Annotated in this window: 28 protein-coding genes; 21 read left to right on the top strand and 7 right to left on the bottom strand. The window is 76.2% G+C overall.

Going from position 1 to position 24,959, the window contains the following annotated elements; translation table 11 throughout:
• Window positions 1–290: 290 nt before the first annotated feature.
• The 9 genes from mihF (at window position 291) to BM414_RS12850 (ending at window position 9,259) form a co-directional block, all read left to right on the top strand.
• Window positions 291–647 carry an integration host factor, actinobacterial type gene (mihF, locus tag BM414_RS12890; protein WP_093579937.1) on the top strand — a complete coding sequence of 119 codons (357 nt, stop codon included), beginning with the start codon at window positions 291–293 and terminating at the stop codon, window positions 645–647.
• 50 nt (window positions 648–697) lie between these two features.
• Window positions 698–1,303, top strand: a complete 606-nt coding sequence (gene gmk / locus BM414_RS12885; RefSeq protein WP_093579839.1) for a guanylate kinase — start codon at window positions 698–700, stop codon at window positions 1,301–1,303.
• A 53-nt stretch (window positions 1,304–1,356) separates the two neighbouring features.
• Window positions 1,357–1,620 (top strand): DNA-directed RNA polymerase subunit omega, encoded by a 264-nt coding sequence (rpoZ, locus tag BM414_RS12880; protein WP_093579838.1) that lies wholly within the window; start codon window positions 1,357–1,359, stop codon window positions 1,618–1,620.
• 134 nt (window positions 1,621–1,754) lie between these two features.
• Window positions 1,755–2,999, top strand: coding sequence for a bifunctional phosphopantothenoylcysteine decarboxylase/phosphopantothenate--cysteine ligase CoaBC (coaBC, locus tag BM414_RS12875; protein ID WP_093579837.1), 1,245 nt, complete (start codon window positions 1,755–1,757; stop codon window positions 2,997–2,999).
• 61 nt (window positions 3,000–3,060) lie between these two features.
• A complete protein-coding gene (metK, locus tag BM414_RS12870; protein ID WP_093579836.1) occupies window positions 3,061–4,257 on the top strand; it encodes a methionine adenosyltransferase in 1,197 nt (398 codons plus the stop codon).
• Between the two features lie 117 nt (window positions 4,258–4,374).
• On the top strand, window positions 4,375–6,381 hold the full coding sequence (locus tag BM414_RS12865; protein ID WP_093579835.1) for a primosomal protein N': 2,007 nt from the start codon (window positions 4,375–4,377) through the stop codon (window positions 6,379–6,381).
• Window positions 6,382–6,423: 42 nt separating this feature from the next.
• Complete coding sequence (gene def, locus BM414_RS12860) at window positions 6,424–6,957, top strand: peptide deformylase (protein ID WP_093579834.1); 534 nt, start codon at window positions 6,424–6,426, stop codon at window positions 6,955–6,957.
• Window positions 6,906–7,883: a methionyl-tRNA formyltransferase gene (gene fmt / locus BM414_RS12855; RefSeq protein ID WP_342716171.1), complete on the top strand. Its 978-nt coding sequence runs from the start codon at window positions 6,906–6,908 to the stop codon at window positions 7,881–7,883. The genes def and fmt overlap by 52 nt, the downstream gene beginning before the upstream one ends.
• Entirely contained in the window at window positions 7,880–9,259 is a 1,380-nt protein-coding gene (locus tag BM414_RS12850; RefSeq protein WP_093579833.1) for an RsmB/NOP family class I SAM-dependent RNA methyltransferase, read from the top strand. The genes fmt and BM414_RS12850 overlap by 4 nt, the downstream gene beginning before the upstream one ends.
• 99 nt (window positions 9,260–9,358) lie before the next feature.
• On the opposite strand, the gene BM414_RS12845 is transcribed toward BM414_RS12850, so the two are convergent.
• Entirely contained in the window at window positions 9,359–9,997 is a 639-nt protein-coding gene (locus BM414_RS12845; RefSeq protein ID WP_139245836.1) for a hypothetical protein, read from the bottom strand.
• A gap of 196 nt (window positions 9,998–10,193) precedes the next feature.
• Between BM414_RS12845 and BM414_RS12840 the strand changes: the two genes are divergently transcribed.
• A complete protein-coding gene (locus BM414_RS12840) occupies window positions 10,194–10,691 on the top strand; it encodes a GNAT family N-acetyltransferase (RefSeq protein WP_093579831.1) in 498 nt (165 codons plus the stop codon).
• A gap of 4 nt (window positions 10,692–10,695) precedes the next feature.
• Here BM414_RS12840 and BM414_RS30230 read toward each other — a convergent pair whose 3' ends face one another.
• Together BM414_RS30230 and BM414_RS30225 are read right to left on the bottom strand one after the other, a co-directional pair.
• Window positions 10,696–10,878 carry a hypothetical protein gene (locus tag BM414_RS30230; RefSeq protein ID WP_217644703.1) on the bottom strand — a complete coding sequence of 61 codons (183 nt, stop codon included), beginning with the start codon at window positions 10,876–10,878 and terminating at the stop codon, window positions 10,696–10,698.
• A 36-nt stretch (window positions 10,879–10,914) separates the two neighbouring features.
• Complete coding sequence (locus BM414_RS30225; RefSeq protein WP_217644702.1) at window positions 10,915–11,232, bottom strand: SRPBCC family protein; 318 nt, start codon at window positions 11,230–11,232, stop codon at window positions 10,915–10,917.
• A gap of 52 nt (window positions 11,233–11,284) precedes the next feature.
• Here BM414_RS30225 and rpe point away from each other — a divergent pair, with 52 nt between their 5' ends.
• Genes rpe through hisG form a run of 7 tightly spaced genes read left to right on the top strand, consistent with a single transcriptional unit; the run spans window position 11,285 to window position 16,613 of the window.
• Window positions 11,285–11,938 carry a ribulose-phosphate 3-epimerase gene (gene rpe, locus BM414_RS12830; protein ID WP_093579934.1) on the top strand — a complete coding sequence of 218 codons (654 nt, stop codon included), beginning with the start codon at window positions 11,285–11,287 and terminating at the stop codon, window positions 11,936–11,938.
• Entirely contained in the window at window positions 11,935–12,996 is a 1,062-nt protein-coding gene (ribD, locus tag BM414_RS12825) for a bifunctional diaminohydroxyphosphoribosylaminopyrimidine deaminase/5-amino-6-(5-phosphoribosylamino)uracil reductase RibD (RefSeq protein WP_245784688.1), read from the top strand. Before rpe ends, ribD begins: the two co-directional genes overlap by 4 nt.
• A gap of 1 nt (window position 12,997) precedes the next feature.
• Window positions 12,998–13,621 (top strand): riboflavin synthase, encoded by a 624-nt coding sequence (locus BM414_RS12820; protein WP_093579830.1) that lies wholly within the window; start codon window positions 12,998–13,000, stop codon window positions 13,619–13,621.
• Window positions 13,618–14,934 carry a bifunctional 3,4-dihydroxy-2-butanone-4-phosphate synthase/GTP cyclohydrolase II gene (locus BM414_RS12815; RefSeq protein ID WP_093579829.1) on the top strand — a complete coding sequence of 439 codons (1,317 nt, stop codon included), beginning with the start codon at window positions 13,618–13,620 and terminating at the stop codon, window positions 14,932–14,934. Before BM414_RS12820 ends, BM414_RS12815 begins: the two co-directional genes overlap by 4 nt.
• Window positions 14,931–15,461, top strand: a complete 531-nt coding sequence (ribH, locus tag BM414_RS12810; RefSeq protein WP_093579828.1) for a 6,7-dimethyl-8-ribityllumazine synthase — start codon at window positions 14,931–14,933, stop codon at window positions 15,459–15,461. The genes BM414_RS12815 and ribH overlap by 4 nt, the downstream gene beginning before the upstream one ends.
• Complete coding sequence (locus BM414_RS12805) at window positions 15,458–15,721, top strand: phosphoribosyl-ATP diphosphatase (protein ID WP_093579827.1); 264 nt, start codon at window positions 15,458–15,460, stop codon at window positions 15,719–15,721. Before ribH ends, BM414_RS12805 begins: the two co-directional genes overlap by 4 nt.
• Before the next feature lie 25 nt (window positions 15,722–15,746).
• Window positions 15,747–16,613 carry an ATP phosphoribosyltransferase gene (gene hisG / locus BM414_RS12800; protein WP_093579826.1) on the top strand — a complete coding sequence of 289 codons (867 nt, stop codon included), beginning with the start codon at window positions 15,747–15,749 and terminating at the stop codon, window positions 16,611–16,613.
• A gap of 191 nt (window positions 16,614–16,804) precedes the next feature.
• On the opposite strand, the gene BM414_RS12795 is transcribed toward hisG, so the two are convergent.
• Window positions 16,805–17,794 (bottom strand): oxamate carbamoyltransferase subunit AllH family protein, encoded by a 990-nt coding sequence (locus BM414_RS12795; protein WP_093579825.1) that lies wholly within the window; start codon window positions 17,792–17,794, stop codon window positions 16,805–16,807.
• 403 nt (window positions 17,795–18,197) lie between these two features.
• Here BM414_RS12795 and BM414_RS12790 point away from each other — a divergent pair, with 403 nt between their 5' ends.
• A complete protein-coding gene (locus BM414_RS12790; RefSeq protein WP_245784687.1) occupies window positions 18,198–19,997 on the top strand; it encodes a PucR family transcriptional regulator in 1,800 nt (599 codons plus the stop codon).
• On the opposite strand, the gene BM414_RS12785 is transcribed toward BM414_RS12790, so the two are convergent.
• On the bottom strand, window positions 19,994–20,869 hold the full coding sequence (locus tag BM414_RS12785) for an SDR family NAD(P)-dependent oxidoreductase (protein WP_093579823.1): 876 nt from the start codon (window positions 20,867–20,869) through the stop codon (window positions 19,994–19,996). The genes BM414_RS12790 and BM414_RS12785 overlap by 4 nt on opposite strands.
• Window positions 20,870–20,962: 93 nt before the next feature.
• Between BM414_RS12785 and BM414_RS12780 the strand changes: the two genes are divergently transcribed.
• The gene (locus tag BM414_RS12780; RefSeq protein WP_175551575.1) at window positions 20,963–21,541 is read left to right on the top strand and encodes a TetR/AcrR family transcriptional regulator; all 579 of its coding nucleotides are present in this window, start codon (window positions 20,963–20,965) and stop codon (window positions 21,539–21,541) included.
• Window positions 21,542–21,581: 40 nt separating this feature from the next.
• Window positions 21,582–22,325: a DUF5995 family protein gene (locus tag BM414_RS12775; RefSeq protein WP_093579821.1), complete on the top strand. Its 744-nt coding sequence runs from the start codon at window positions 21,582–21,584 to the stop codon at window positions 22,323–22,325.
• Here BM414_RS12775 and BM414_RS12770 read toward each other — a convergent pair.
• Window positions 22,306–22,491 carry a hypothetical protein gene (locus BM414_RS12770; protein ID WP_093579820.1) on the bottom strand — a complete coding sequence of 62 codons (186 nt, stop codon included), beginning with the start codon at window positions 22,489–22,491 and terminating at the stop codon, window positions 22,306–22,308. The two genes, BM414_RS12775 and BM414_RS12770, sit on opposite strands and share 20 nt — an antisense overlap.
• A gap of 89 nt (window positions 22,492–22,580) precedes the next feature.
• On the opposite strand from BM414_RS12770, the gene BM414_RS12765 reads away from it, so the two are divergent.
• Window positions 22,581–23,339 carry an SDR family NAD(P)-dependent oxidoreductase gene (locus tag BM414_RS12765; RefSeq protein WP_093579819.1) on the top strand — a complete coding sequence of 253 codons (759 nt, stop codon included), beginning with the start codon at window positions 22,581–22,583 and terminating at the stop codon, window positions 23,337–23,339.
• Window positions 23,340–23,342: 3 nt separating this feature from the next.
• Here BM414_RS12765 and BM414_RS12760 read toward each other — a convergent pair whose 3' ends face one another.
• A complete protein-coding gene (locus tag BM414_RS12760; RefSeq protein WP_093579818.1) occupies window positions 23,343–24,908 on the bottom strand; it encodes a helix-turn-helix domain-containing protein in 1,566 nt (521 codons plus the stop codon).
• Window positions 24,909–24,959: the final 51 nt, after the last annotated feature.

The following is a 24,959-nucleotide window of genomic DNA, read 5'->3' as shown; positions in this document are numbered from 1 at the left end:
GGGCAGGTCGGACCGGCGTGTCGCGGCGACGCCGGACCCGCTGGTCACCGCGGAACGAATGCGTTTCGTATACTTCCTGACCTGCGGTGTTCACGGACGGTCACACGAGGGCTCCACAGTGCGTCACCGGCGGACGCCGGGAGATCGAAATGGTCGCGCGCACCGCGCGTGACCTGCGCGTTCGTGGTTACTAGGTTGACCGCGGGGGCTCAGACCGCGGGCTCCGGCCGACGACACCGCACGCACCCGCCGGGTGCCAGATCCCCGGCAACGACACGATGGGACGCACCATGCCCCTCCCCGACCTCTCCCCGGAACAACGCGCCGCCGCCCTCGAGAAGGCCGCCGCCGCCCGCAAGGCGCGCGCCGAGCTCCGCGAGCGGCTCAAGAGCAAGGGCGCCACGGTCGGCGACGTCCTCAAGCAGGGCGAGACCGACGAGGTCATCGGCAAGATGCGCGTCTCCGCGGTCCTGGAGTCCCTGCCCGGCGTGGGCAAGGCGCGGGCTGCGAAGATCATGGAGCGGCTCGAGATCTCCCCGACCCGCCGGGTGCGTGGCCTGGGCGCCAACCAGCGCCGGGCGCTGGAGGCCGAGTTCGGCGGCGAGCAGGTGGTCGCCGACCAGGTGCCCGCCGACTCGACGGCCTGAGGTCGTCGGCGCGCTCCCCGTCCGACACGAGCACCACGAGGACCCACGCGTTGCCCACAGCTCAGCCGGCGCCCTCCCAGGCGCGCCTGACGGTGCTCTCCGGTCCCTCTGGGGTCGGCAAGGGCACCGTCGTCGCCGAGGTCCGCCGCCGGCACCCCGGCGTGTGGGTGTCGGTGTCGGTGACCACCCGTCGCCGGCGCCCGGGCGAGGTCGACGGGGTGCACTACCACTTCCTCACCGACGACGAGTTCGACCGGCTGGTCGCCGACGACGGCCTGCTCGAGTGGGCCGAGTACGCGGGCAACCGCTACGGCACGCCGGCCGCCCCGGTCCGCGAGCGCCTCGCGGCCGGGGCGCCGGCGCTGTTGGAGATCGAGCTGCAGGGCGCCCGCCAGGTGCGCGCGCGGGCCCCGGAGGCGCAGCTGGTCTTCCTCGCCCCGCCGTCCTGGGCTGAACTGGTCACCCGGCTGGCCGGCCGCGGCTCCGAGCCGCCGGCCGTGCAGGAGCGCCGGCTGAGGATCGCGCAGGCCGAGCTGGACGCCGCCGGGGAGTTCGACGTCGTGGTCGTCAACGACGACGTCGCGAGGGCCGCCGACGAGTTGGTATCTTTGCTAGCTGCGCCGTCGTCCGAGAGGTCCGTCGGCGCCTCCGAGTGACCGGCCGCGAGGCCCCTCACTCCCATCTGACCAGCCGAGGAGTCCACGCGTCCGTGTCCGGAGTCGCACCCTCTCCCGAGGGCATCACCAACCCGCCGATCGACGAGCTGCTCGAGCGCACCAGCAGCAAGTACGGCCTGGTGATCTTCGCCGCCAAGCGCGCGCGGCAGATCAACGCCTACTACAGCCAGCTCTCCGAGGGCCTGCTGGAGTACGTCGGCCCGCTGGTCGACACCGCTCCGCAGGAGAAGCCCCTCTCCATCGCGCTGCGCGAGATCAACGAGGGTCTGCTGACCCACACCGCCGGCGAGAACTAGAAGGACCCCCTCGCCTCCCACGCCTCGCACGCTCGGCGCGGGCCCCTGCGAGGGGGCCGTTGCAGGCCTGTGTGGGTGACGCCCCCGGTACTCGGTACCGGGGGCGTCGTCGTGCCTGGGGGAGGATCGTGCGCATGAGCCGGATCGTGCTGGGTGTGGGCGGCGGCGTGGCCGCGTACAAGTCGGCCCTGCTGCTGCGCGCGCTGACCGAGGCGGGGCACGAGGTCCGCGTGGTGCCGACCGAGTCGGCGCTGCACTTCGTCGGCGCGGCCACCTTCGAGGCGCTGAGCGGCAACCCCGTGACCACCGACGTGTGGTCGCACGTCCCCGAGGTCGCCCACGTGCGCATCGGGCAGACCGCCGACCTCGTCGTCGTCGCCCCGGCCACCGCCGACCTGCTCGCCCGCGCGGCCGCCGGCCGGGCCGACGACCTGCTCACCGCCACGCTGCTGACCGCGCACTGCCCGGTCGTGTTCGTGCCGGCCATGCACACCGAGATGTGGCTGCACCCGGCCACCCAGGACAACGTGGCCACGCTCCGCCGCCGCGGCTCGATCGTGCTGCCGCCGGCCGTCGGGCGGCTGACCGGTCCCGACTCCGGCCCCGGCCGGCTGCCCGAGCCGGCCGACGTCGCCGCGCTGGCCCGGGTCGTCCTCGCCGCCGGCGCCGACCTGCTGCGCGCCGACCTCGCCGGCCGCCGGGTGGTGGTCAGCGCCGGCGGCACCCGCGAGCCGCTGGACCCGGTCCGCTACCTGGGCAACCGCTCCTCGGGCAAGCAGGGGTGGGCGCTGGCCCGCGTCGCCGCCGCCCGCGGCGCCGAGGTCACCCTCGTCGCGGCCAACGTCGACCTGCCCGCGCCCTTCGGTGTCCGCGTGGTCCCGGTGGGGACGGCGGAGGAGCTGCGCACGGCGATGCTCGCGGAGGCTCCGGACGCCGACGTCGTCGTCATGGCCGCCGCCGTCGCCGACTTCCGGCCGGCCACGGTCGCGGCCACCAAGCTCAAGAAGGACAGCGCGAGCGAGCCCGACGCCGTCGCGCTGGTGCGCAACCCCGACGTGCTCGCCGAGCTGGTCACCAAGCGCCCGCCCGGCCAGCTCGTGGTTGGCTTCGCCGCCGAGACCGGTGATGCCGACGCCGACGTGCTCGCCCACGCCCGCGCCAAGCTGGCCCGCAAGGGCTGCGACCTGCTCGTCGTCAACGACGTCTCCGGCGGCGGGGTGTTCGGGCGGCCCGACAACGCCGCCGTCGTCCTCGCCGCCGACGGCACCGCCACCGAGGTGCCGCACGGCACCAAGGACGCCGTCGCCGCGGCCGTCTGGCAGGTCGTGCTGCCGCGTCTGGGGGAACCGACGGCTGCCCGCCCGGAGGGACGCCGGTAGCGTGCGCAGGCGGCGCGGGCAGACCGTGCCCCGACCTCGTCACCGAAGCAGGGAGAACCGAGTGCCACGCCGCCTCTTCACGTCCGAGTCGGTGACCGAGGGCCATCCCGACAAGATCGCCGACCAGATCAGCGACGCGATCCTCGACGAGATGCTCCGCCAGGACCCGCGCAGCCGGGTCGCGGTCGAGACGCTCATCACCACCGGCCAGGTGCACATCGCCGGTGAGGTCACCACCGCCGGCTACGTCGACATCGCCGAGATCGTCCGCAGGACGGTGCTGCGGATCGGCTACGACTCCTCCCGCAAGGGCTTCGACGGCGCCTCCTGCGGCGTCAGCGTCTCCATCGGCGCGCAGTCGCCCGACATCGCCCAAGGCGTCGACACCGCCTACGAGGCGCGCACCACCGGCGCCGCCGACGACGACGAGATCGAGCGCCAGGGCGCCGGCGACCAGGGCCTGATGTTCGGCTACGCCACCGACGAGACCCCCGAGCTCATGCCGCTGCCGATCGCGCTGGCCCACCGGCTCTCGCGCCGGCTGTCGGCGGTGCGCAAGGACGGCTCGGTGCCCTACCTGCGGCCCGACGGCAAGACCCAGGTCACCGTCGTCTACGAGGACGACCGGCCGGTCGGCGTCGACACCGTCGTCGTCTCCTCGCAGCACGCCGAGGACATCTCCATCGAGCAGCTGCTCACCCCCGACGTGCAGGAGCTCGTCGTCGAGCCGGAGCTGCAGGCGCTCGGCCTGCCCACCGACGGCTACCGGCTGCTGGTCAACCCGACCGGCAAGTTCGTCATCGGCGGCCCGATGGGCGACGCCGGGCTGACCGGCCGCAAGATCATCGTCGACACCTACGGCGGCATGGCCCGCCACGGGGGCGGCGCGTTCTCCGGCAAGGACCCGTCGAAGGTCGACCGGTCGGGCGCCTACGCGATGCGCTGGGTGGCCAAGAACGTCGTCGCCGCGGGCCTGGCCCGCCGCTGCGAGGTGCAGGTGGCCTACGCCATCGGCGCCGCGCACCCGGTCGGCCTGTTCGTCGACACCCACGGCACCGGCACCGTCGCCGACGACGTCCTGGAGAAGGCGGTCACCACGGTGTTCGACCTGCGCCCGGGCGCCATCGTGCGCGACCTGGACCTGCTGCGGCCCATCTACGGCCCGACCGCCGCCTACGGCCACTTCGGCCGCACCGACGTCGAGCTGCCGTGGGAGCGCACCGACCGCGTCGAGGCGCTGCGCTCGGCCGTGGTGTGAGGCCCCCGCTGCGCGCCGCCACTCGCACGCTCGCGGCGGGTCCCTGCAGCGGGGCCGTGGGCCGTCGGACCCCCGGGCGACACTGGCGGGCGAGACCACGCCCGATCGGAGACCGCGCTGACCTCGGCTCCCGCCGCACCTGACGCACCGGCCGACCCGGGCACCCGCACCCCGCGGGTCGCCCGGGTCGTCGTCGACGTGCCCCTGGCGCACCTGGACCGCACCTTCGACTACGCGGTCCCCGACGACATGGCCGGGGAGGTGCGGGCCGGCTGCCGGGTGCGGGTGCGCTTCGCCGGGCAGCTCGTCGACGGGTTCGTCCTCGAGCTCGCCGACACCAGCGAGACCGACCGCACGCTCGCGCCGCTGGCCAAGCTGGTCTCCGGCGAACCGGTGCTCACCCCGGAGGTCGCCGCGCTCGCCCGCTCGGTCGCCCAGCGCTGGGGCGGCACGCTGACCGACGTGCTGCGGCTGGCCGTCCCGCCGCGCCGCGCCGCCGCGGAGAAGCGCCCGGCCGCGGAGCCACCCCCGCCGCCGGAGCCGCCCGACCCGGCCGGCTTCGCCCGCTACCCGACCGGCCCGGCGCTGCTGGCCGCCGTCGCCGAGGGCCGTCCCGCCCGCGCGGTGTGGACGGCGCTGCCGGGAGAGGACTGGCCCGCGCGGCTGGCCGAGCTGTGCCAGGCGGCGCTGTCGGGCGGTCGCGGCGCGCTCGTCGTCGTCCCCGACGGCCGCGACCTCGACCGGCTGGAGGCCGCGGCCACCGCCCGGCTGCCGAAGGGCTCCTTCGTCGTCCTGCGCGCCGACGCCGCCCCCGACGCCCGCTACCGCCGCTTCCTCGACGCCGCCCGCGGCAGCGCGAAGGTGGTCCTCGGCACGCGGGCCGCGGTCTTCGCACCGGTCACCGACCTCGCTCTGGTGGCCGTGTGGGACGACGGCGACGACCTGCACGCCGAGCCCCGTGCCCCCTACGCGCACGCCCGCGACGTGCTCCTGCACCGCGCGCACCTGACCTCGTGTGCCGCCGTCGTCGCGGCCACCGCGCGGACCGCCGAGGCGGAGCTGCTGGTGCAGAGCGGCTGGGCGCACGAGCTGGTCGCCGAGCGTGCCACCCTCCGCGCGGCCGCCCCGCGGGTGCAGGCCCTCGGCGAGGACCACGAGCTCGCCCGCGACCCCGCCGCCCGCACCGCCCGGCTGCCCAGCCTCGCCCACCGCGTGGCCCGCGCCGCGCTCGCGGAGGGCGCGCCGGTGCTGGTGCAGGTGCCGCGCGCCGGCTACGCGCCCGGGTTGTCGTGCGACCGCTGCCGGGCGCCGGCCCGCTGCGCCGTCTGCTCGGGGCCGCTCGGCATCGCGCCGACCCCGGGGCCGGGCGGCTCGCGGGTGCCGGCCTGCCGCTGGTGCGCCCGGCCGGCGGCCACCTTCGACTGCCCGCACTGCCACGGCACCAAGCTGCGCGCCTCCGTGGTCGGCGCCTCGCGGACCGCGGAGGAGCTGGGCCGGGCGTTCCCCGGCGCGGCGGTGCGGGTGTCGGGGCGCGGGTCCGGCGTGCTGCCGTCGGTGCCGGGCGGGCCGTCGCTGGTGGTGGCCACGCCGGGCGCCGAGCCGGTGGCCGAGGGCGGGTACGGCGCGGCGCTGCTGCTCGACTCGTGGGCGCTGCTCGGGCGCGCCGACCTGCGGGCGGGGGAGGAGACGCTGCGCCGCTGGATGAACGCCGCCACGCTGGTGCGGCCGCACGGCTCGGTCGTCGTCGCCGCCGACGCCGCACACCCCGTGGTGCAGGCGCTGGTCCGCTGGGACCCGGGCTGGCTGGCCGAGCGCGAGCTCGCCGACCGCCGCGAGCTCGGCTTCCCGCCGGCCACCCGGATGGCCTCCCTGTCGGGGTCGCCGTCGGCGCTGGCGGAGTTCCTCGAGGCCGCCCGGTTCCCCGCCGACGCCGACCTGCTCGGCCCGGTGCCCGAGCCGCCGCGCCCGGGGCAGGAGGGGGAGCGCGAGCGCTTCCTCGTGCGGGTGCCGCGCGGCGAGGGCCTGGCGCTGGCCACCGCGCTGGCGGAGGTGCAGGGCGTGCGCAGCGCCAAGAAGGTGCCCGAGCACGTGCGCGTGCAGCTCGACCCCCTGGAGCTGGTCTAGCGGCGCGGAGGGCCGCTCCTGGGGCTCACCTACGATCGACCGGTGAGCGTGACCCCCATCCGGCTGCTGGGCGACCCCGTCCTGCACCGGCCCGCGGCCCCCGTCGTCGACTTCGACGCCGAGCTGCGCGGCCTGGTCGCCGACCTGACCGAGACGATGCACGCCGCCGGCGGTGCCGGGCTGGCCGCGCCGCAGATCGGCGTCGGCCTGCGGGTGTTCACCTGGTACGTCGACGGCGAGCTGGGCCACCTGGTCAACCCGTCGGTGGACCTGGTCGGCGAGGAGACCGAGGAGGCGCCCGAGGGCTGCCTGTCCATCCCGGGGTACCGCTTCGACTGCCGCCGCCACCTGCACGTCGTGGCCACCGGCTGGAACGTGCACGGGGACCCGGTCCGGGTGGAGGGCTCGCACCTGCTGGCCCGCGCGGTGCAGCACGAGGTCGACCACCTCGACGGCGTGGTGTTCGTCGACCGCCTGGACCCCGAGGCACGCGCCGCCGCGCTCGCCGAGCTCGCCGAGGCCGAGTGGCAGGGCATGCAGGCGTGGGTGCCGCGCGTGGAGGTGAGCCCCCACTGAGGCTCCTGTTCGCCGGGACGCCCGAGCCCGCCGTGCCCTCGCTCGAGGCGCTGCTGGGCTCCGACCACGAGGTGGTCGCCGTCCTCACCCGGCCCGACGCCCGCTCCGGCCGCGGCCGCAAGGTCAGCCGCTCCCCGGTGGCCGAGCGCGCCGACGCCGCCGGCCTGCCCGTGCTGCAGCCCCGCTCGCCGCGCGAGCCGGAGTTCCTCGCCCGGCTCGCCGACCTCGCCGTCGACTGCGCGCCCGTGGTCGCCTACGGCGCGCTGGTCCCCCCGGCCGCGCTCGACCGGCCCGCGCACGGCTGGGTCAACCTGCACTTCTCGCTGCTGCCTGCCTGGCGCGGTGCCGCCCCGGTGCAGCACGCGCTCATGGCCGGCGACGAGGTCACCGGCGCCTGCACCTTCCGGCTCGAGCAGGGCCTGGACACCGGGCCGGTCTACGGCGTCGTCACCGAGCCGATCGGCCCGCGCGACACCGCCGGCGACCTGCTGGGCCGCCTTGCGGTCAGCGGCGCCCGGCTGCTGGTGGCCACCCTCGACGGCATCGCGGCCGGCACGCTCCACCCGCGGCCGCAGCCGGCCGAGGGCGTCAGCCTCGCGCCGCGGATCGAGACCGCGGACGCGCGGGTCGACTGGACGCTGCCGGCGCACGTCGTCGACCGGCGGGTGCGCGGCGTGACCCCGGCGCCGGGCGCGTGGACCACCTGGCGCGGGGACCGGCTGCGGCTGGGCCCGGTCGAACCGCTGCAGAGCGCGCCCGCGGCGGAGCCCGGCGAGGTCTCGGTGGGTCCGGACGGGGTCGTCGTCGGCACCGGCCGGGGCGCGGTCCGGCTGGGTCAGGTGCAGCCGGCCGGCAAGCGGGTGCTGCCGGCCGCCGACTGGGCCCGCGGCGCCCACCCGGCGCCCGGCGAGCGGCTGGGGACATGACGCGGCCACCGCGGCGCCCGGGTGGTCGCCAGGAGCGGCGACCGCGACGGGCGCCCCTCGACGGCGCCCGGCTGACCGCCTACGACGTCCTCGACGGCGTCTCGGCGCGGGAGGCCTACGCTAACCTGCTGCTGCCCCAGCTCCTGCGCGAGCGCGACCTCGACCCGCGCGACGCCGCGTTCGCCACCCAGCTGGCCTACGGGGCGCTGCGCGCGCGGGGCACGCTCGACGCGGTGCTGGCCCGGCTGGTCGACCGCCCGCTGGCCGACCTCGACCGGCGCGTCCTCGACCTGCTGCGGCTGGGCGCCTACCAGGTGCTGGACCTGCGGGTGCCCGCGCACGCCGCCGTCGCCACCACGGTCGACCTGACCCGCGCGATCGTCGGCACCGGCGCCTCCGGCCTGGTCAACGCCGTCCTGCGCAAGGCGGCCACGGGCGGCGACCGGGCCGCCTGGCTCGAGCAGCTCGCGGCCGACGGCGACCGGCGGCTGGCCCTGGCCACCGACCACCCCGAGTGGATCGTCTCGGCGTGGCGGGAGGCGCTCGGCGGCGAGGAGGAGCTGGAGCCCGCGCTGCTGGCCGACGACGCCGCGCCGGAGGTGCACCTGGTCGCCCGGCGCGTGGACCGCGCGGCGCTGGCCGAGGAGTCCGGCGGGACGCCGGGGCCGTGGTCGCCGTACGCGGTGCGGCTCGGCGGGGGAGACCCCGGCCGGCTGCCGTCGGTGCGCGCCGGCGCGGCCGCGGTGCAGGACGAGGGCAGCCAGCTCGCCGCGCTGCTGCTCGCCCGCGCGCCGCTCGAGGGCCCGGACGCCCGCTGGCTCGACGTCTGCGCCGGGCCCGGCGGCAAGGCGGGGCTGCTGGCCGCCGTCCGCCCGGCCGGGGTGCACCTGACCGCCGCCGACCGCGCGCCGCACCGTGCCGAGCTCGTGCGCGGGACGCTGGCCGGCGAGGACGACGTCGAGGTGCTCGTCGCCGACGGCCGCGAGCCGCCGTGGGCGCCCGGCTCGTTCGACCGCGTGCTGCTCGACGCGCCGTGCACCGGGCTGGGCGCGCTGCGCCGCCGGCCGGAGGTGCGCTGGCGCCGCACGCCTGACGACGTGGCCCCGCTGGTGGAGCTGCAGACGGCGCTGCTCGACCGGGCGCTCGACTCGGCGCGCCCCGGCGGCGTCGTGGCCTACGTGACCTGCTCGCCGCACGCGGCCGAGACCGTCGCCGTCGCCGACGCCGCGGCCGCGCGCGACGACGTCGAGGTGCTGCCGGTGGCGCCGCTGTTCGCCGAGGTGCCCGGGATCGAGCGCGGGCCGTACGCGCAGCTGTGGCCGCACCGGCACGGCACCGACGCGATGTTCATGGCCCTGTTCCGCTGCACCCGCTGAGCCGCGCGCCCGTCGACCTGCGGCTGTCCCGACCGCGTCGAGACGACCGCAAGTCGACACGCGACGGAGCCCCCACGTCGGGAAGCCGGTCCGGGGACGTCAGCCGGTGACCAGCACGACCACGACGACGGCGACCGTGGAGAGCCCGGTCAGGGCGAGCAGCCGGCGGCCGCCCAGCCACGTCTCCCACCACGACGGCGCCGGGACGTCCCGCAGCGGGCCGGGCGGCTCGGCCACCCAGCGCGCGGCGGCGAGCGTCTGCCGGAGGCGCCACGACTGCAGCGCCGCGTACCCGGCGACCACCACGACGGCGGCCGGCACCGCCCCCGGCCGGTCCCAGTCGGCCTGCAGCAGCAGGACGAGCGGGAGCACCGGCATCAGGCGGCCCACCCAGTGCAGCCGGACGACGCGCCGGGCCACGACGTCGAGCCGGCCGCGCAGCCGCGGGCCCGGGTCGGTGTGCGTGGGCAGCGCGACGCGCAGGCGCGCGGTGTCGGCCGCGCGGCTCTCCAGGGCCGGCACCAGCGGCGCGAGCAGCGGGACGGCGGCGGTGGACACGGCGAGAGCGGCGAGGACGGTCCACGCCAGGTCGCCGTGCAGGCCGGCGTACTCGCCGGTGAGCAGCATGCGCGGCACGACCAGCCCGAGCACCACGGCCGGCAGCAGGAACGCCGACCGGCGGGCCCGCCGTTCGGTGTCGACGGCCGGCCGGACGGCGGAGGGGTGACGGACCGTCACCGGATCGCCCGACGGCCACGTCGGTCGCCGGTCGTCCCGGGACGTCGCGGTGCGCACGGTCACGGGCGGTAGACGGAAACGGGCCGGTGGACCCCCGCCGGCACCCGGCCAGGGGACGCCCGTCCGGCTGCCGGTCACCCGGCTCCGTGACGGACGCCGTTCCCCGGACCGGCGTTCCCGCCTAGCCTCCCCGCCCGTGCCGTGGCTCCCCGACGACTTCGTCCACCCGACCCGCGCCGACCTGCCCACCGGGCAGCACCTGCGCCCCATCCGCGCGTCCGACACCGCCATCGACCACCCCGCTGTCATGGGGTCGCGCGAGCGGCTCTGGGAGATCTACGGCGAGGCGTGGGGCTGGCCGCCGGCCACCATGACCGAGGAGCAGGACCGCGTGGACCTCGCCCGCCACGAGCGGGAGATCGAGGCCCACGAGAGCTTCAACTACGCGCTGCTCGACGAGGAGGAGACCGAGCTGCTCGGCTGCGTCTACGTCGACCCGCCGGAGAAGGCCGGGGACGCCGACGCCGAGGTGTCCTGGTGGGTGGTCGACCGGCTGGCCGGCACCGAGGTCGAGGCCGCGCTGGACGTCTTCGTGCCGCGCTGGCTGGCCGAGGACTGGCCGCTGCGCGCGCCCCGCCACGTCGGCCGCGACCTCTCCTGGGCCGAGTGGATCGCGCTGCCCGACCGCGACTGACCGCTCACCGGCCGGCGGCGTCCTCCTCGAGCTCCCGGCGGGCCACCGCCAGCACGGCCGGGTCGGCGCACCCCCGGGCGAAGCCGGCGATCCGCCGCCGGATGTCGCGGCCGAGCAGCCGCGTGCCGATCCGCTCGGCGACCGGTGCCAGCCACGCCGGCCGGCAGCGGAACACGTAGCGCCACACCGCCCGCGTTCCACCGTCGGGCAGCGGGGTGAACCGTCAGCTTCCGGCGAACACGGCGAAGGACCACGGGCCGCGGACCATCCGCATGCCCACGTGCGACGGCGGCACGTAGGACACGTACTCGCTGACCATCGCCAGCCCGTGGCGGGAGCGGGTCGCCGTCCGGACGCCCTTCCCCGGCCGGTCCCGGCCGTCGAGCAGGGACTGCTCGCGCACGAACGCGTCCCACCGGTAGCGGGTCGTCCCGGTGGTCTGCGAGACGGCGAAGGCCAGCGCGGGTTCCACCGGGACGTCGACCGTCGCCTCGACCTGTGCCATGCCGTCGCCGTACCCGGCCGGACCGGTGGAGATCACCCCGCACCTAGACTCGGACGCCGTGCACTCGGACGGCAGGGCCCGGACCCCGATGATCGCCCCCAGCCTGCTCTCGGCGGACTTCGCCCGGCTGGCCGACGAGGTGGCGCGCGTCGCCGACGCCGACTGGCTGCACGTCGACGTCATGGACGCCCACTTCGTGCCCAACCTGACCCTGGGCCGGCCGGTGGTCGAGGCGATCCAGGCCGTCAGCCCGATCCCGCTGGACTGCCACCTGATGATCGAGGCGCCCGAGCGCTGGGCGCCCGGCTACGCCGAGGTCGGTGCCGGCAACGTCACCGTGCACGCCGAGGCCTGCACCGGCGACCCGCGCGACGTCGCCAGCGACATCCGTGCCGCCGGCGCCCTGGCCGGGCTGGCGCTCAAGCCCGGCACCCCGCTGGAGCGCTACGAGGACGTCCTCCGCGACTTCGACACCCTGCTGGTCATGACCGTCGAGCCGGGCTTCGGTGGCCAGGCGTTCATGGCGGAGGTCCTGCCCAAGGTCCGCCGGGCCCGCGAGCTGGTCGACACCGGCCACCTGCGGCTGCTGGTCGAGGTCGACGGCGGCATCAACGCCGACACGATCGAGCAGGCCGCCGAGGCCGGCGCCGACGTCTTCGTGGCGGGCTCGGCGGTCTACGGCGCAGACGACCCCGCCCGCGCCATCGCCGCCCTCCGCGCGCAGGCGACCGGAGCCGCGTGAGCGTCACCTCCGTGGAGCTCGACGCCATGGCCCGGGCGCGCGAGCTCGGGTTCTCCGTCCTGGGCACCACCAGCCCGAACCCCGCCGTCGGCGCGGTCGTCCTCGACGCCGGCGGCACGGTCGTGGGGGAGGGGGCCACCTCCCCGCCCGGCGGGCCGCACGCCGAGGTGCACGCGCTGGCGCAGGCCGGTGAGCGCGCCCGCGGCGGCACGGCCGTGGTCACCCTCGAGCCGTGCGCGCACACCGGCCGCACCGGCCCCTGTGCCGACGCGCTGCTGGCCGCCGGGGTGGCGCGGGTCGTCGTCGCGGTGCCCGAGCCCACGCGGCTCGCGGTCGGCGGGGCGGAGCGGCTGCGTGCCGCCGGGGTCGACGTCGAGGTGGGGGTCGGGCAGGCGGCCGCGGAGGAGGGTGCGCTGGCCGCGTGGCTCACCGGCGTCCGAGAGTCCCGGCCGTTCGTCGTCTGGAAGGTGGGCGCCACCCTCGACGGTCGGGTCGCCGCCGCCGACGGCACCAGCCGCTGGATCACCGGCCCGGTCGCCCGCGCGGCCGTGCACGCGCTGCGCGCCACCTGCGACGCCGTCGTCGTCGGCTCGGGCACCGCGCTGGCCGACGACCCCCAACTCACCGTCCGCGACGCCGACGGCCGCGACGCCGCCCGCCAGCCGCTGCGGGTGGTGCACGACCGGCGCGGCCGGCTGCCGGCCACTGCCCGCGTCCTGGACGGTGCCGCGCCCACCCACGTCAGCCGCGCCGAGGGCCCCGCCGAGCTGCTCGCCGAGCTGTTCGACCGCGACGTGCGCCGGGTGCTGCTCGAGGGCGGCCCGACGCTGGCCGCGGCCTTCCTGCGTGCCGGGCTGGTCGACGAGGCCGTCGTCCACCTCGCGCCGAAGCTGCTCGGCGCCGGTCCCTCCCTGGTGGGGGACCTGGGAATCAGCACGATCGGCGCGGCGCTGTCCCTGGAGCTGCGGGAGGTCACGCCGCTGGGCGGGGACGTGCAGGTCCGCCTGCGGCCCACCCGTCACACTGGGAACCGACCGCACGCCGACGAGAGGGGCTGACGTGTTCACCGGCATCGTCGAGGAGGTCGGCTCCCTGGCCGCTCGCGAGGACTCGGCCGACGCCGCCGTGCTGCGCATCCGCGCCCGGCGCGTGCTCGAGGACGTCTCCCTCGGCGATTCGATCTCCGTCAACGGCGTGTGCCTCACCGTGACCGGCGTCGAGCCCGGCGGCGACGGCGCCTCCGTGTGGTCCACCGACGTGATGGCCGAGACCCTGCGCCGCAGCAGTCTCGGCGCCCTCGCCGACGGCGACCCGGTCAACCTCGAGCGCGCGGTCGCCGCCGGTGGTCGTCTCGGAGGGCACGTCGTGCAGGGCCACGTCGACGGCGTCGGCACGGTCGTGAGCCGCACGCCGAGCGAGCACTGGGACGTCGTCCGGGTGGCCCTGCCGCCGCAGTTGGCGCGCTACGTCGTCGAGAAGGGGTCCATCACCGTCGACGGCGTCTCGCTCACGGTCAGCGCGCTGAGCGCCGTCGACGACGACGAGCCCTGGTTCGAGGTCAGTCTCATCCCCGCCACCCTCCGCGAGACCACGCTGGGCGGCCGTGCCCCGGGGGACCCGGTCAACCTGGAGGTCGACGTGATCGCCAAGTACGTGGAACGCCTGCTGGGAGCACGCGCATGAGCGTCCGCCTGGACACCGTCGAGGACGCGATCGCCGCGGTCAAGGACGGCCGCCCGGTCGTCGTCGTCGACGACGAGGACCGCGAGAACGAGGGCGACCTGATCTTCGCCTCCGAGCTGGCGACGCCGGAGCTCGTGGCGTTCATGGTCCGCTACACCTCGGGCTACATCTGCGTCTCGGTCACCGAGGCCGACGCCGACCGGCTGGACCTGCCCCCGATGTTCCGGGTCAACCAGGACCGCCGCGGCACCGCCTACACCGTCACCGTCGACGCCCGCGAGGGCGTGACCACCGGCATCTCCGCCCACGACCGGGCGCACACGATCCGGCTGCTGGCCGGTGCCGACACCTCCTCGGCCGACCTCGCCCGCCCGGGCCACATCGTGCCGCTGCGGGCCAAGGACGGCGGCGTGCTGCGCCGGCCCGGGCACACCGAGGCCGCCGTCGACCTCGCCGTCCTCGCGGGCCTGCGCCCCTCGGGGACGCTGTGCGAGCTGGTCAGCGAGAAGGACCCGACCGGCATGGCCCGCGCCGAGGAACTGCGCGTCTTCGCCGACGAGCACGACCTCTGCCTGATCTCCATCGCCGACCTCATCGCCTATCGCAAGCGCTTCGACAAGCTGGTCGAGCGGGTCGCCGAGGCCACCGTCCCGCTGGCGCCGGGCACCTTCACCGCGGTCGGCTACCGCAGCTCCTACGACGAGCGCGAGCACGTCGCCTTCGTCTACGGCGACATCGGCGACGGCGAGGACGTGCTGGTGCGCGTGCACTCCGAGTGCCTCACCGGCGACGTCTTCGGCTCGCTGCGCTGCGACTGCGGCCCGCAGCTGCAGGCCGCGCTGGCCGCCGTCGCCCACGAGGGCCGCGGCATCGTGCTCTACATCCGCGGGCACGAGGGCCGGGGGATCGGCCTGCTGCACAAGCTGCAGGCCTACCAGCTCCAGGACTCCGGCGTGGACACCGTCGACGCCAACCTCGACCTCGGCCTGCCCGCCGACGCCCGCGACTACGGCACCGGCGCGCAGATCCTCGTCGACCTCGGCGTGCACACCATGCGGCTGCTGACCAACAACCCGGCCAAGCGCGCGGGCCTGGAGGGCTACGGCCTCCAGGTCACCGGCCGGGTGCCGCTGCCCAGCCACGTCACCGTCGAGAACCTGGCCTACCTGCGCACCAAGCGCGACCGGATGGGCCACCTGCTCGACATCATCGAGCCCGAGACCGAGTCCGGCCCGGTCGACGTCCCGGCCGGCGAGCCCGCCACCGTCCCCGGGACCGACGTCCCCCTGCGCCAGCAGGAGCAGCAGCTGTGAGCGGGCAGGGGCGCCCCGAGGCGGGCGCGGTCGACGCCGCCGGACTGTCGCTGGGCATCGTGGCCACCACCTGGCACGCCGAGATCACCGACGCGCTGCTCGCCCGCGCGGTCGAGGCCGCCCGCGCCAGCGGCGTCCCCGAGCCCACCGTCGTCCGCGCGCCCGGCGCGGTGGAGCTGCCGGTGGTCGCGCAGGCGCTGGCCGAGCGGCACGACGCCGTCGTGGCACTCGGCGTCGTCATCCGCGGCGGGACCCCGCACTTCGAGTACGTCTGCGACGCCGTCACCGCGGGCCTCACCCGGGTGGCGCTCGACGCCGGCAAGCCCGTGGGCAACGGCGTGCTGACCTGCGACACCGAGGAGCAGGCGCGCGACCGGGCCGGCCTGCCCGGCTCGGTGGAGGACAAGGGCTGGGAGGCCGCGATCGCCGCGCTGGCCACCGCGCTCACACTCCGCGGGCTGCGCCCCCCGCCGCCCCGGGCCACCGGCTTCCAGGCCACCCCCGCCGTCGGGCAGGGGCTGGCGTGAAGACCTTCGACGCGCTGTTCGCCGAGCTCTCGGCCAAGGTCACCGCGGGCGACCCGGCCTCGGGCACCGTGACCGCCGTCCGCGACGGTGTGCACGCGGCGGGCAAGAAGGTGGTCGAGGAGGCCGCCGAGTCCTGGATGGCCGCCGAGCACGAGGGGCCCGAGCGGACCGCCGAGGAGATCAGCCAGCTCCTCTACCGGGTGCAGGTCCTCATGCTCGCCCGCGGGCTGACCCTCGACGACGTCTACACCCACCTCTGATCCACCCCACCGAAGGAGTTCCCCCGTGCTGCGCGTCGCCGTCCCCAACAAGGGCGCCCTGAGCGAGCCCGCGGCCGAGATGCTCGACGAGAGCGGCTACCGCCAGCGGCGCAGCACCAAGGACCTCGCGGTCTACGACCCCGACAACGACACCGAGTTCTTCTACCTGCGCCCGCGTGACATCGCCGTGTACGTGGCCGCCGGCACGCTCGACGTCGGCATCACCGGCCGGGACATGCTGCTGGAGACCGCGCCGGCCGACGGCGAGGGCCACTCGGCGGTGGAGGTCATGCCGCTGGGCTTCGGCCGCTCCTCGTTCCGCTTCGCCAGCCCCGTGGAGTCCGTCATCGACTCCGTCGAGCAGCTGGCCGGCAAGCGGATCGCCACCGCCTACCCGGTGCTGCTGCAGCGCTTCCTCGACGAGTCGGGCATCAAGGCCGGGGTCGTCAAGCTCGACGGCGCGGTGGAGACCGCCTGCCGGCTGGGGGTGGCCGACGCGGTCTGCGACGTCGTCGAGACCGGGACGACGCTGCGCGCGGCGGGCCTGCGGATCATCGGCGAGCCGGTGCTGAGCAGCGAGGCGGTGCTGGTCCGCCGGGCGGGCGCCGAGGAGATCCCCGCCGTCGCCCAGCTGCGCCGGCGGCTGCGCGGGGTGCTGGTCGCCCGGCAGTACGTGATGCTCGACTACGACTGCCCCAACGAGTTGCTGGAGAAGGCCACCGCGCTGACGCCCGGGCTCGAGGGCCCCACGGTCAGCCCGCTCCAGACGGAGAACTGGTCGGCGGTGCGGGCGATGGTCCGGCAGAGCGACACCAACCGGGTCATGGACGAGCTCTGGGAGCTCGGTGCCCGCGCGATCCTCGTCACGAGCATCCACGCCTGCCGCATCTGATTGAGGACCCCGCTGCCCCGCCACTCGTAGGCTCGCGGCGGGACCCTGCAGCGGGTCATCCCGACGGGGGCGTCCTCACGCCGGCCTGGTGGCCCTGCCGGGAGACGTCGGCCGGCGCGGGGAGTCATCGACCACACGGCAGCGGCCCCCTCCCCAGGTGGGGAGGGGGCCGCCGGCGTGTCCTCGTGCGGTCAGCGCCGGGTGGTGCGGTCCACCAGGTCGATCGCGGTGCACAGCCCCAGCGCCATGGCCCGGCCGCTGGTCGAACCGGTGGCCAGCAGGCACTCGATGGCCGGGCCGAGCGGCCGCTCACCGACGAGGCCCTGCAGCACCGCGGCGTACTCGCCGCTCACCCGGCCGGCCGCGGCGTGCCGCAGCAGTGCCCGGGACAGCTCGGTGGTGCGCCCCGCGGCCAGCGAGTAGACGCCCGCGGCGAACCGCTCGGCGGCCGGGTGCCGCAGCAGCACCAGCCCGGCCATCGTGCCGGCCATGACGTCGTCGCCGGCGGGGGTGAGGCCGGGGCCGAGACCGATCAGCCGGGCGGCGGTGCGCAGCGCGGCGTCGAGGTCGGCCCGGCGGACGGCGCCGCGGAGCGCGGCCAGCGGGCCACCCGGGCCGGCCGGCAGGCCGGGGAGGGTGAACGCGCTGTGCGGGACGCCCTCGCCGTAGAGGGTGGTGCGCAGCTGGCGCACGCCCTCGGGCAGCAGCGCCGGGCGGGGGCTGGGCAGCCGCGGCTGCGGGTCCCACCAGGCCGCGGCCCGCACGATCAGGTCGCCGACGACGATCCGGCCGCCGCCCACCTCCGCGGGCGCGCCGCTGGGCAGCGCGACCAGGGGGCGGCCGTTGCTCGGCCGGAAGAGGATGCAACCCAGCGGCAGCCGGGCGGCGTCGCTGGTGAGCACACCGACGACGTCGCTGCCGCGCTCGGTGGAGACCTGCAGGTACACGGCGGCCGGGCCGCTCATGAGCACCCGGGCCGGGCGCACCGGACCGCGCAGCAGGTCGGCGATGCCGGTGCTGGCCGAGGACGGCACGGCGGACGCGGTGCGCGCCGGCGACGCGGTCCGCACCGTCTCCTGCGCCGAGGCGCGGGGAAGGGGGATCGTGGGGACGCCGGCACGGGCGGCCCGTCCCGGGACGGCGGTCGTGGGACCGGTGGTCGTGTGGTCGATGGTGCGCATCTGTGCAGCCCTTCCCCGTCGGACAGCGGGAGCGACCTCCACTCGGCTCCTGCCGAGCCGTACCGCCCCCTGGAGGGGTCGGCGCACCGGGTTCGGTGAGCGCCTACCATCCAGCGGACGGGCCGACTGGCTCGAAGCTAGGCGGCGCGTCGCACGTCCTCGTATGGCGAATGTGGCCAAGAATGGGGGTGCCCGTCCAGGCACACCTGCCATGTTGCTGCAACTCGAGACAGACGCTGGGCGACGAGGAGGGTGTGTCGTGACCCACAGTGAGGCATCGTTGACCTCGGGGTCGTACCCGACCGCACCGCTCCCACTGCCCCAGGGGTGGCAGGACGTCCCTCCCCGGACCGCGCCGCCCCGGGACGACCGCGCCGAGTGGCGGGACCGGGTGGGCCTGCGCGTGGACGAGGCCCTGCGGCTGTCCCGCCTGGCCGGGGCCGAGGTGGTCGCCGGCCGCGCGGGCGCGGACCGCACCGTACGGCACATGGTGGTCGACGACCCGTCGGCCCCCCTCGCCGCCGCGGGACCCGACGTCCTCGTCGTCCTCGGGGCCCGCCTGCCCCCGGCCGACCCCGCGGCGTGCCGGGCGCTGGTGGAGAAGCTGGTGCAGGTCGGTACCGCCGCGCTGGCCTTCCGCCGCAGCGAGGGCCCGCCGCCGGTGCCCGCGGAGCTGCTGGCCGAGGCCGAGCGGCACGCCTTCCCGGTGGTGGCGCTGCCGGCCGGCGTCCGCATGGACGAGGCGGTCTCCGAGGTCCTCGGGGCCGTCGTGCGCAAGCAGAGCGACGCGCTCGCCCTCTCGGCCCGCATGCACGACCAGTTCATCGACGTCGCGCTCAGCGGTGGCGGCCTGGCCGAGGTCACCGAGCAGCTGGCCACCTTCCTCGAGGGCGCCGCCGTCCTCGGCCTCGGCTCCGACCGCGAGATCATCACCAGCGCCGGCCCCGGCGACGACGTCGCCGAGATCAGCGACTGGCTGTGGCTGCTCGACGCCGAGGCCGAGGACGAGCTGGCGATGATGGCGCCGTCGAACCGGCTCTCCGGCGTGCGCGCCGACCAGACCGTCGTCACCCCGGCCGACGTCCTCGCCGACGCCGACCTCTCGCCGGCCGACGGCATCCTGCTCGTCCCGGGGCACCACGAGCTGCCCGGCGGGGTGGGGGAGTACGCGGTCGCGCCGATCATGGCCGGCGAGCAGCGGCACGGCTGGCTGGTCGCGGTGCACCGGGCCGGGCAGATGGTGGTCGGCGCCGGTGGTGTCCTCGAGCGGGCCGCCGTCGTCTCGGCGCTCTCGGTGATCCGTCAGCAGGCGGTGCACTCCGTCGAGCTGCGCTTCCAGGGCGACCTCGTGCGCCGGCTGGTCGGGGGCTCGCTGCGGCACACCGAGCGGGCGCTGGCCCAGACCCGTTCCTTCGGCTGGCGGCTCGACGGCCCCGTCGTCGTCCTGGTCACCGCCACCGAGACCGCCGCCGACCCGCAGGCCGACCCGACCCGCGCCCTCGACGTCCTCGACCGGCTGGCCGACGGCTGGCGCGCGGCCCTGGAGACCGAGGTGAGCGGCGCGGCCGTCGCGGGGCTGTCCACCGAGATCGTCACCGTGCTGCCGCTGGACGGGCGGACGCCGGAGGAGGTCACCTCGCTGGTCACCGCGGTCACCTCGCGGGTCAACGCGCGGGTGCGCCGGGTCGGCCGGGTGCTCGGCACCGGCATCGGCCGCCCTGCCGGGTCGATCTCGGCGCTGGGGGAGGCACACCAGCAGGCGCAGCGGGCGCTCGGCGTCGGCCAGGAGATCCACGGGACCGCCGCAGTCACCCACTTCGACCAGCTCGGGGTGTTCCGGCTGCTGTCGCTCATCCCCGACAGCACGGAGCTGCGCTCCTACGTCGACGAGGTGCTCGGCACGCTGGCCGACGCCGCCGACCCCGACTCCGCCGACCTGCGCGAGACCCTGCGGGTGCTGCTGGAGACCAACCTCAACGTCGCGGAGTCCGCCCGCCGGCTGCACTTCCACTACAACACGATGCGGTACCGCATCGGCAAGCTCGAGCGGCTCCTCGGGCCCTTCACCACCGATCCGACGTTGCGGCTGAACCTGCTGCTGGCGCTGCACGCGGCCCGCATGCGGGGGCTGGACCAGCCGCACCGCCCGCCGGTCGACTCGGGGCTGCTGCCGCCCGACGACGGCTACGACGCGCTGGTCTAGAACCGGGTGAGCTCCTCGCTCGCCTTCCACAGCTCGCGGGCGCGGGCGGGGTCCCGGCTGTCCGGTGACGACGGCGCCTCGGCGCCGCGCTCGAGGTAGCGCCCGCTGGTGCCGGGCGGTCCGGTCACGGCGGCGGCGAGCGCGGCCGCCGCCCGGTCCGGCGTCGACGCGAACGGCAGCCGGGCCAGCAGCGGTGCCAGCCCGGTGTAGACCGCCCGAGCCGGGGCGGGGTAGCCCCGGTGCAGCCCGGTGCCGGGCACCAGGCCGGGGTCGAAGACGGCGACGTCGACCTCGGGGTGCCGGCGGGCGAGCTCGGCGCCGAAGAGGACGTTGGCCAGCTTCGAGGTGGCGTACACGCGCTGCCCGGACTCCCGGCGGGGGCGGGCCAACTCGGGCGGGTCGGCCCAGCGCGGCGCGGGGAACGGGCCGGACTTCCGCCAGGTGCCCCAGTGGGTGCCGCTGCTGACCACGACCACGCGGGCGCCCGGGGCCAGGTGCGGCAGGAGCTCGACGGTCAGCAGGAAGTGCGCGAGGTGGTTGACCGCGAAGGTCAGCTCGTACCCGTCGGCACTCGCCCGGTCGGCGACGGGCAGCTGGACGCCGGCGTTGAGCACCAGCGCGTCCAGGCGGCCCCGGGTGGCGACGTCGGCGGCGACGCGGGCGGCGGCGGACCGGACGGCGTCCAGGGAGGCCAGGTCCACCTCCACGACGTCGGCGGCCGGCCCGAGCTCGGCGGCCACCTGCGCCCCCCGGCCGGGGTCACGGGCGCCCAGCAGCACCCGCCACTCGCCAGTGGCCGCGAGCAGCCCGGCGGCGCCCCGCCCGAGTCCCGACGTCGCCCCGGTGACCAGTGCCGTGCGCCTGCCGTCCATCGCGTCTCCTGCGTCCTCGCGGGGCTCTCCCGGGACGTCGTCCCGATGTGGGACTCTGTGTCAGAAGCGGACGCCGTGTCAACAGGAGGACGGGTGGAGGAGACCGCCGCGCAGCGGCGTCGCCGCCGGCTGCGCGCCGAGGTGACCCGACGGGCCGTCGCGCTGTTCGCCGAGCAGGGGTACGCGGGCACGAGCACCGAGCAGGTCGCCGCGGCCGCGGACGTCTCGCGCAGCACGCTGTTCCGGCTGTTCGCCGACAAGGAGGACCTGCTCTTCGGCCTCGAGGACGACCTGCTCACCTCGGCCAGGGCGGCGGTGGCCGGGGCGCCGGCCGGCCTGCCGCCGTGGGCGGCGCTGCGGTCGGCCGCCGTGAGCATCGCCGGGCAGGTCGCCCCGCTGCGCGACGTGCTGCTGACCCGCGAGCGCGTGGTGTCGGGCGTGCCCGCGCTGCAGTCGCGGGCGGCGGCCAAGCTGCGCCGCTGGGAGGCGGCCCTCGCCGACGGGCTGGTCACCGGGCGCGGTGTCCCGGAGCAGGACGCGCTGCTGCTCGCCAAGCTCGTCGTCGCCTGCTTCGAGGTGGCCCAGGCCGACTGGCTGGCCGGCGGGGCAGGCGACCTGCCCGACCTGCTGACGGCGGCGCTCGACCGGCTGCCCGGACTGCTCGGGCGGTGATCCCGCTGCAGACGGCGGGTGTGCCGGGGACGATCGCGGCGTGACCGCACCGGTGGACGAGCTCGTCGCCCGCATGCAGGAGCTGCTCGACGACGTGACCGCCGCCGGCGACCCGGCGCGCCACTTCCTCGGCACCTACCTGCGCACCACCCGGGCCGTGAACGCCGCCATCGACGCCGGCCGGTTCGAGGACCCGGACTGGGTGACCAGGTGGGACGTCGACTTCGCCGGCCTCTACCTCGACGCCCTCGACGCGCACCGCCGCGACCCGGCCACCCCGCCGGCGCCGTGGCGCGCCGCCTTCCGCACCGACCCGGCCGCCCGGCCGGAGGCGCACGTGCTGCTCGGCATGAACGCGCACATCAACTACGACCTGCCGCAGTCGCTGGTGCGGGTGATCGGCCCGGCCGACTTCGCCGACCCGCCGCTGCTGGACTCCCGCCGCCGCGACCACGAGGCGATCGACGAGGTGCTCGCCGCGCGTGTGCCCGCCGAGGACCGGGAGCTGCAGGCGGCCGGGAGCCCGCGCACGCCGCTGGACCGGCTCACGGGAGGACTCAACCGGACGGCGACCCGCGTGCTGCTGCGCGAGTCGCGGCGCCGGGTGTGGGCCAACACGACGGTCCTGCACGTGGCCCGGCTGCGCGGGCCGGAGGAGCTCGCCCGCCGGACGGCGCAGCTCGAGGCGGCGGCCGCCGCGCGGGTGGCCGACCTGCAGCGTGGCGGGCCGGTACTGCTGCGGCTGGCCGTCCGCGGCTTCGGCGTCAGCCTGCCGCCCGACTGACCGCCAGCCAGGCGCCGATGCCCGCGTGCAGCGCGCGGCGGGTCGCCGGTGGCGCGAACGAGGCGTCCACCGAGGCGCGCGCGAGGTCGGCCAGCGTGGCCGGGCGCACGGTGCTCTCCAGGTGCACGTGCAGGTGCGCGGTCGGCAGTGTGGTCAGGTCCCGCACGGGCCGACCGCAGGCCCGCGCTGCCGGATCCCGCGGGCGGGCGCAGGCTGTCCGGGGTGCCGCACCGGGCGGCCCGGGAGGAGGACCGCATGACCGACGCCGGCCGACCACTGTCCGGGAAGGTCGCCCTGGTCACCGGGGCGTCGTCGGGGATCGGCGAGGCCACCGCCGTCGCGCTCGCGCAGGCCGGGGCCGCCGTCGCGATCGGCGCCCGGCGCGCCGACCGGCTGTCCGCGCTGGCGGAGAAGCTGGGCGGCGAGGGTGCCCGCGTGCTGACCCTCGACCTGGACGTGACCGACGAGGCGTCCTGCCGCGACGCCGTCGCCCGCACGCGCGCCGGGCTCGGCGGCCTCGACGTCCTGGTCAACAACGCCGGGGTGATGCTGCTCGGCACGATCGTCGGCGCCGACGTCGAGGACTGGCGCCGGATGGTGTCGACCAACGTGCTGGGCCTGATGTACATGACCCACGCCGCGATCGACGGCATGGTCGAGCAGGGCTCGGGCGACGTCGTCAACATCTCCAGCGTCGCGGGACGCACCGCGCGCAAGGGCGCCGGCGTCTACAACGCGAGCAAGTGGGCGGTGAACGCCTTCAGCGAGTCGCTGCGCCAGGAGGTGACGACCGCGGGCGTGCGGATCTCGCTGGTCGAGCCGGGCGCGGTGGCCACCGAGCTCACCGACCACATCACCCAGCCCGACGCGAAGGCCGCCTCCCAGCGGATGTACACCGAGATGACGCCGCTGCAGGCCGACGACGTCGCCCGGGCGGTCCTCTACGTCGTCAGCCAACCCGCGCACGTCGCCGTCAACGAGGTGCTGGTCCGCCCCACCGCCCAGGAGCGCTGAGCTTCAGTCGGAGAAGACCTCGATGGACGCCCCCATCTCGACCAGGCGCTCGTAGAGGTGCTCGTAGCCGCGGGCGATGATGTCGACGTTGCGCAGCACCGACGTGCCGCGCGAGGCGAGCATCGCCAGCAGGATGCAGACGGCCGGGCGCAGCGCCGGCGGGCAGACCACCTCGGCGCTGCGCCAGCGCGTCGGGCCGGTGACGAGCACCCGGTGCGGGTCCATGAGCCGGACGTCGGCGCCCAGGCGGGTCAGGTCCGACAGGTGGATCGCGCGGTTGTCGTAGACCCAGTCGTGGATGAGCGTCGAGCCGGTGGCCGACGCGGCGATGACCGCGAAGAACGGCAGGTTGTCGATGTTGAGCCCCGGGAACGGCATCGGGTGGATCTTGTCGATCGGGGCCTTGAGCTGCGACGGGGAGATGGTGACGTCGGCCAGCCGGGTGTGGCCGTTGTCGGCGAGGTACTCCGGTGAGAGCTCGTAGCGCAGCCCCATCTCGGCCAGCACCGCCAGCTCGATCTCCAGGAACTCCACCGGCGCACGGCACACGGTCAGCTCGGAGTCGGTGACGATGCCCGCGGTCAGCAGGCTCATCGCCTCGACCGGGTCCTCGCTGATCGTGTAGTCGACGTCGGCGTCGAGCACCGCGCGGCCGGTCACGGTGAGCGTCGTCGTCCCGAGGCCCTCGACGCCGACCCCGAGCAGCTGCAGGTACAGGCACAGGTCCTGGACCATGTAGTTGGAGCTGGCGTTGCGGATCACCGTGGTGCCCTCGGCGCGGGCGGCGGCCAGCAGCGCGTTCTCGGTCACGGTGTCGCCGCGCTCGGTCAGCACGATGGTGCGCCGCTCGCCGGCCCGGGGGTCGACCGTGGCGTGGTACTCGCCGGCGTGCGCCTCGATGTCCAGGCCGAACGGGCGCAGCGCGATCATGTGCGGCTCCACCGTGCGGGTGCCGAGGTCGCAGCCGCCGGCGTAGGGCAGCCGGAACGAGCGGGTCCGGTGCAGCAGCGGGCCGAGGAACATGATGATGCTGCGGGTCCGGCGGGCGGCGTCGGCGTCGATCCCGGCCAGGTCGAGCTCGTCAGGGACCTGCAGGGTCAGGTCGCGGCCGGCGGCGTCCCAGGTGGCCGAGACGCCGATCGAGCGCAGCACGTCGAGGATCCGGTCCACCTCGATGATGCGGGCCACGTTGCGCAGCGTCGTCCGGCCGCGGTTGAGCAGCGAGGCGCACAGCAGGGCGACGGCGGCGTTCTTCGACGACTTCACCGTCACGCTGCCGCGCAGCGGCGTGCCGCCGGTGACCCGCAGGTGGGTGGGGCCGGCCGGGCCGACGCTGATCAGCTCGCTCTCCAGCGCCTCGGACAGCCGCCCGAGCAGCTCGAGGGTGAGGTTCTGCCCGCCCTGCTCGATGCGGGCGATCGCGCTCTGGCTGGTGCCGAGCCGTTCGGCGAGCTGCTGCTGCGTGAGCCCGCGGTGCCGCCGGGCGTCGCGGACGAGCAGACCGATGCGTTGGGTGGCGCTGGTCGTGGGGAGGGAGGTGGTCTCGGCCGGGAGGTCGGTCGCCGTCACGAGAGAGGACGGTATCTCGCAGATGAGATACCGACGGCGCGGCACGCCGGT

The organism is Geodermatophilus amargosae, assembly GCF_900116515.1.
GTDB classification, from domain to species: Bacteria; Actinomycetota; Actinomycetes; order Mycobacteriales; family Geodermatophilaceae; genus Geodermatophilus; species Geodermatophilus amargosae.
The sequence above is the reverse complement of the archived record's forward strand: the minus strand, read 5'-3'. Positions and strand labels throughout refer to the sequence as shown.

What these genes read in the sequence shown, in the direction of transcription:
- mihF (WP_093579937.1), top strand. Translation starts at nt 291, where the DNA reads ATGCCCCTCCCCGACCTCTCCCCGGAACAACGCGCCGCCGCCCTCGAG.
- coaBC (WP_093579837.1), top strand. Translation starts at nt 1,755, where the DNA reads ATGAGCCGGATCGTGCTGGGTGTGGGCGGCGGCGTGGCCGCGTACAAG.
- BM414_RS12850 (WP_093579833.1), top strand. Translation starts at nt 7,880, where the DNA reads ATGACGCGGCCACCGCGGCGCCCGGGTGGTCGCCAGGAGCGGCGACCG.
- rpe (WP_093579934.1), top strand. Translation starts at nt 11,285, where the DNA reads ATGATCGCCCCCAGCCTGCTCTCGGCGGACTTCGCCCGGCTGGCCGAC.
- BM414_RS12815 (WP_093579829.1), top strand. Translation starts at nt 13,618, where the DNA reads ATGAGCGTCCGCCTGGACACCGTCGAGGACGCGATCGCCGCGGTCAAG.
- BM414_RS12795 (WP_093579825.1), bottom strand. Translation starts at nt 17,794, where the DNA reads ATGCGCACCATCGACCACACGACCACCGGTCCCACGACCGCCGTCCCG.
- BM414_RS12785 (WP_093579823.1), bottom strand. Translation starts at nt 20,869, where the DNA reads ATGGACGGCAGGCGCACGGCACTGGTCACCGGGGCGACGTCGGGACTC.
- BM414_RS12765 (WP_093579819.1), top strand. Translation starts at nt 22,581, where the DNA reads ATGACCGACGCCGGCCGACCACTGTCCGGGAAGGTCGCCCTGGTCACC.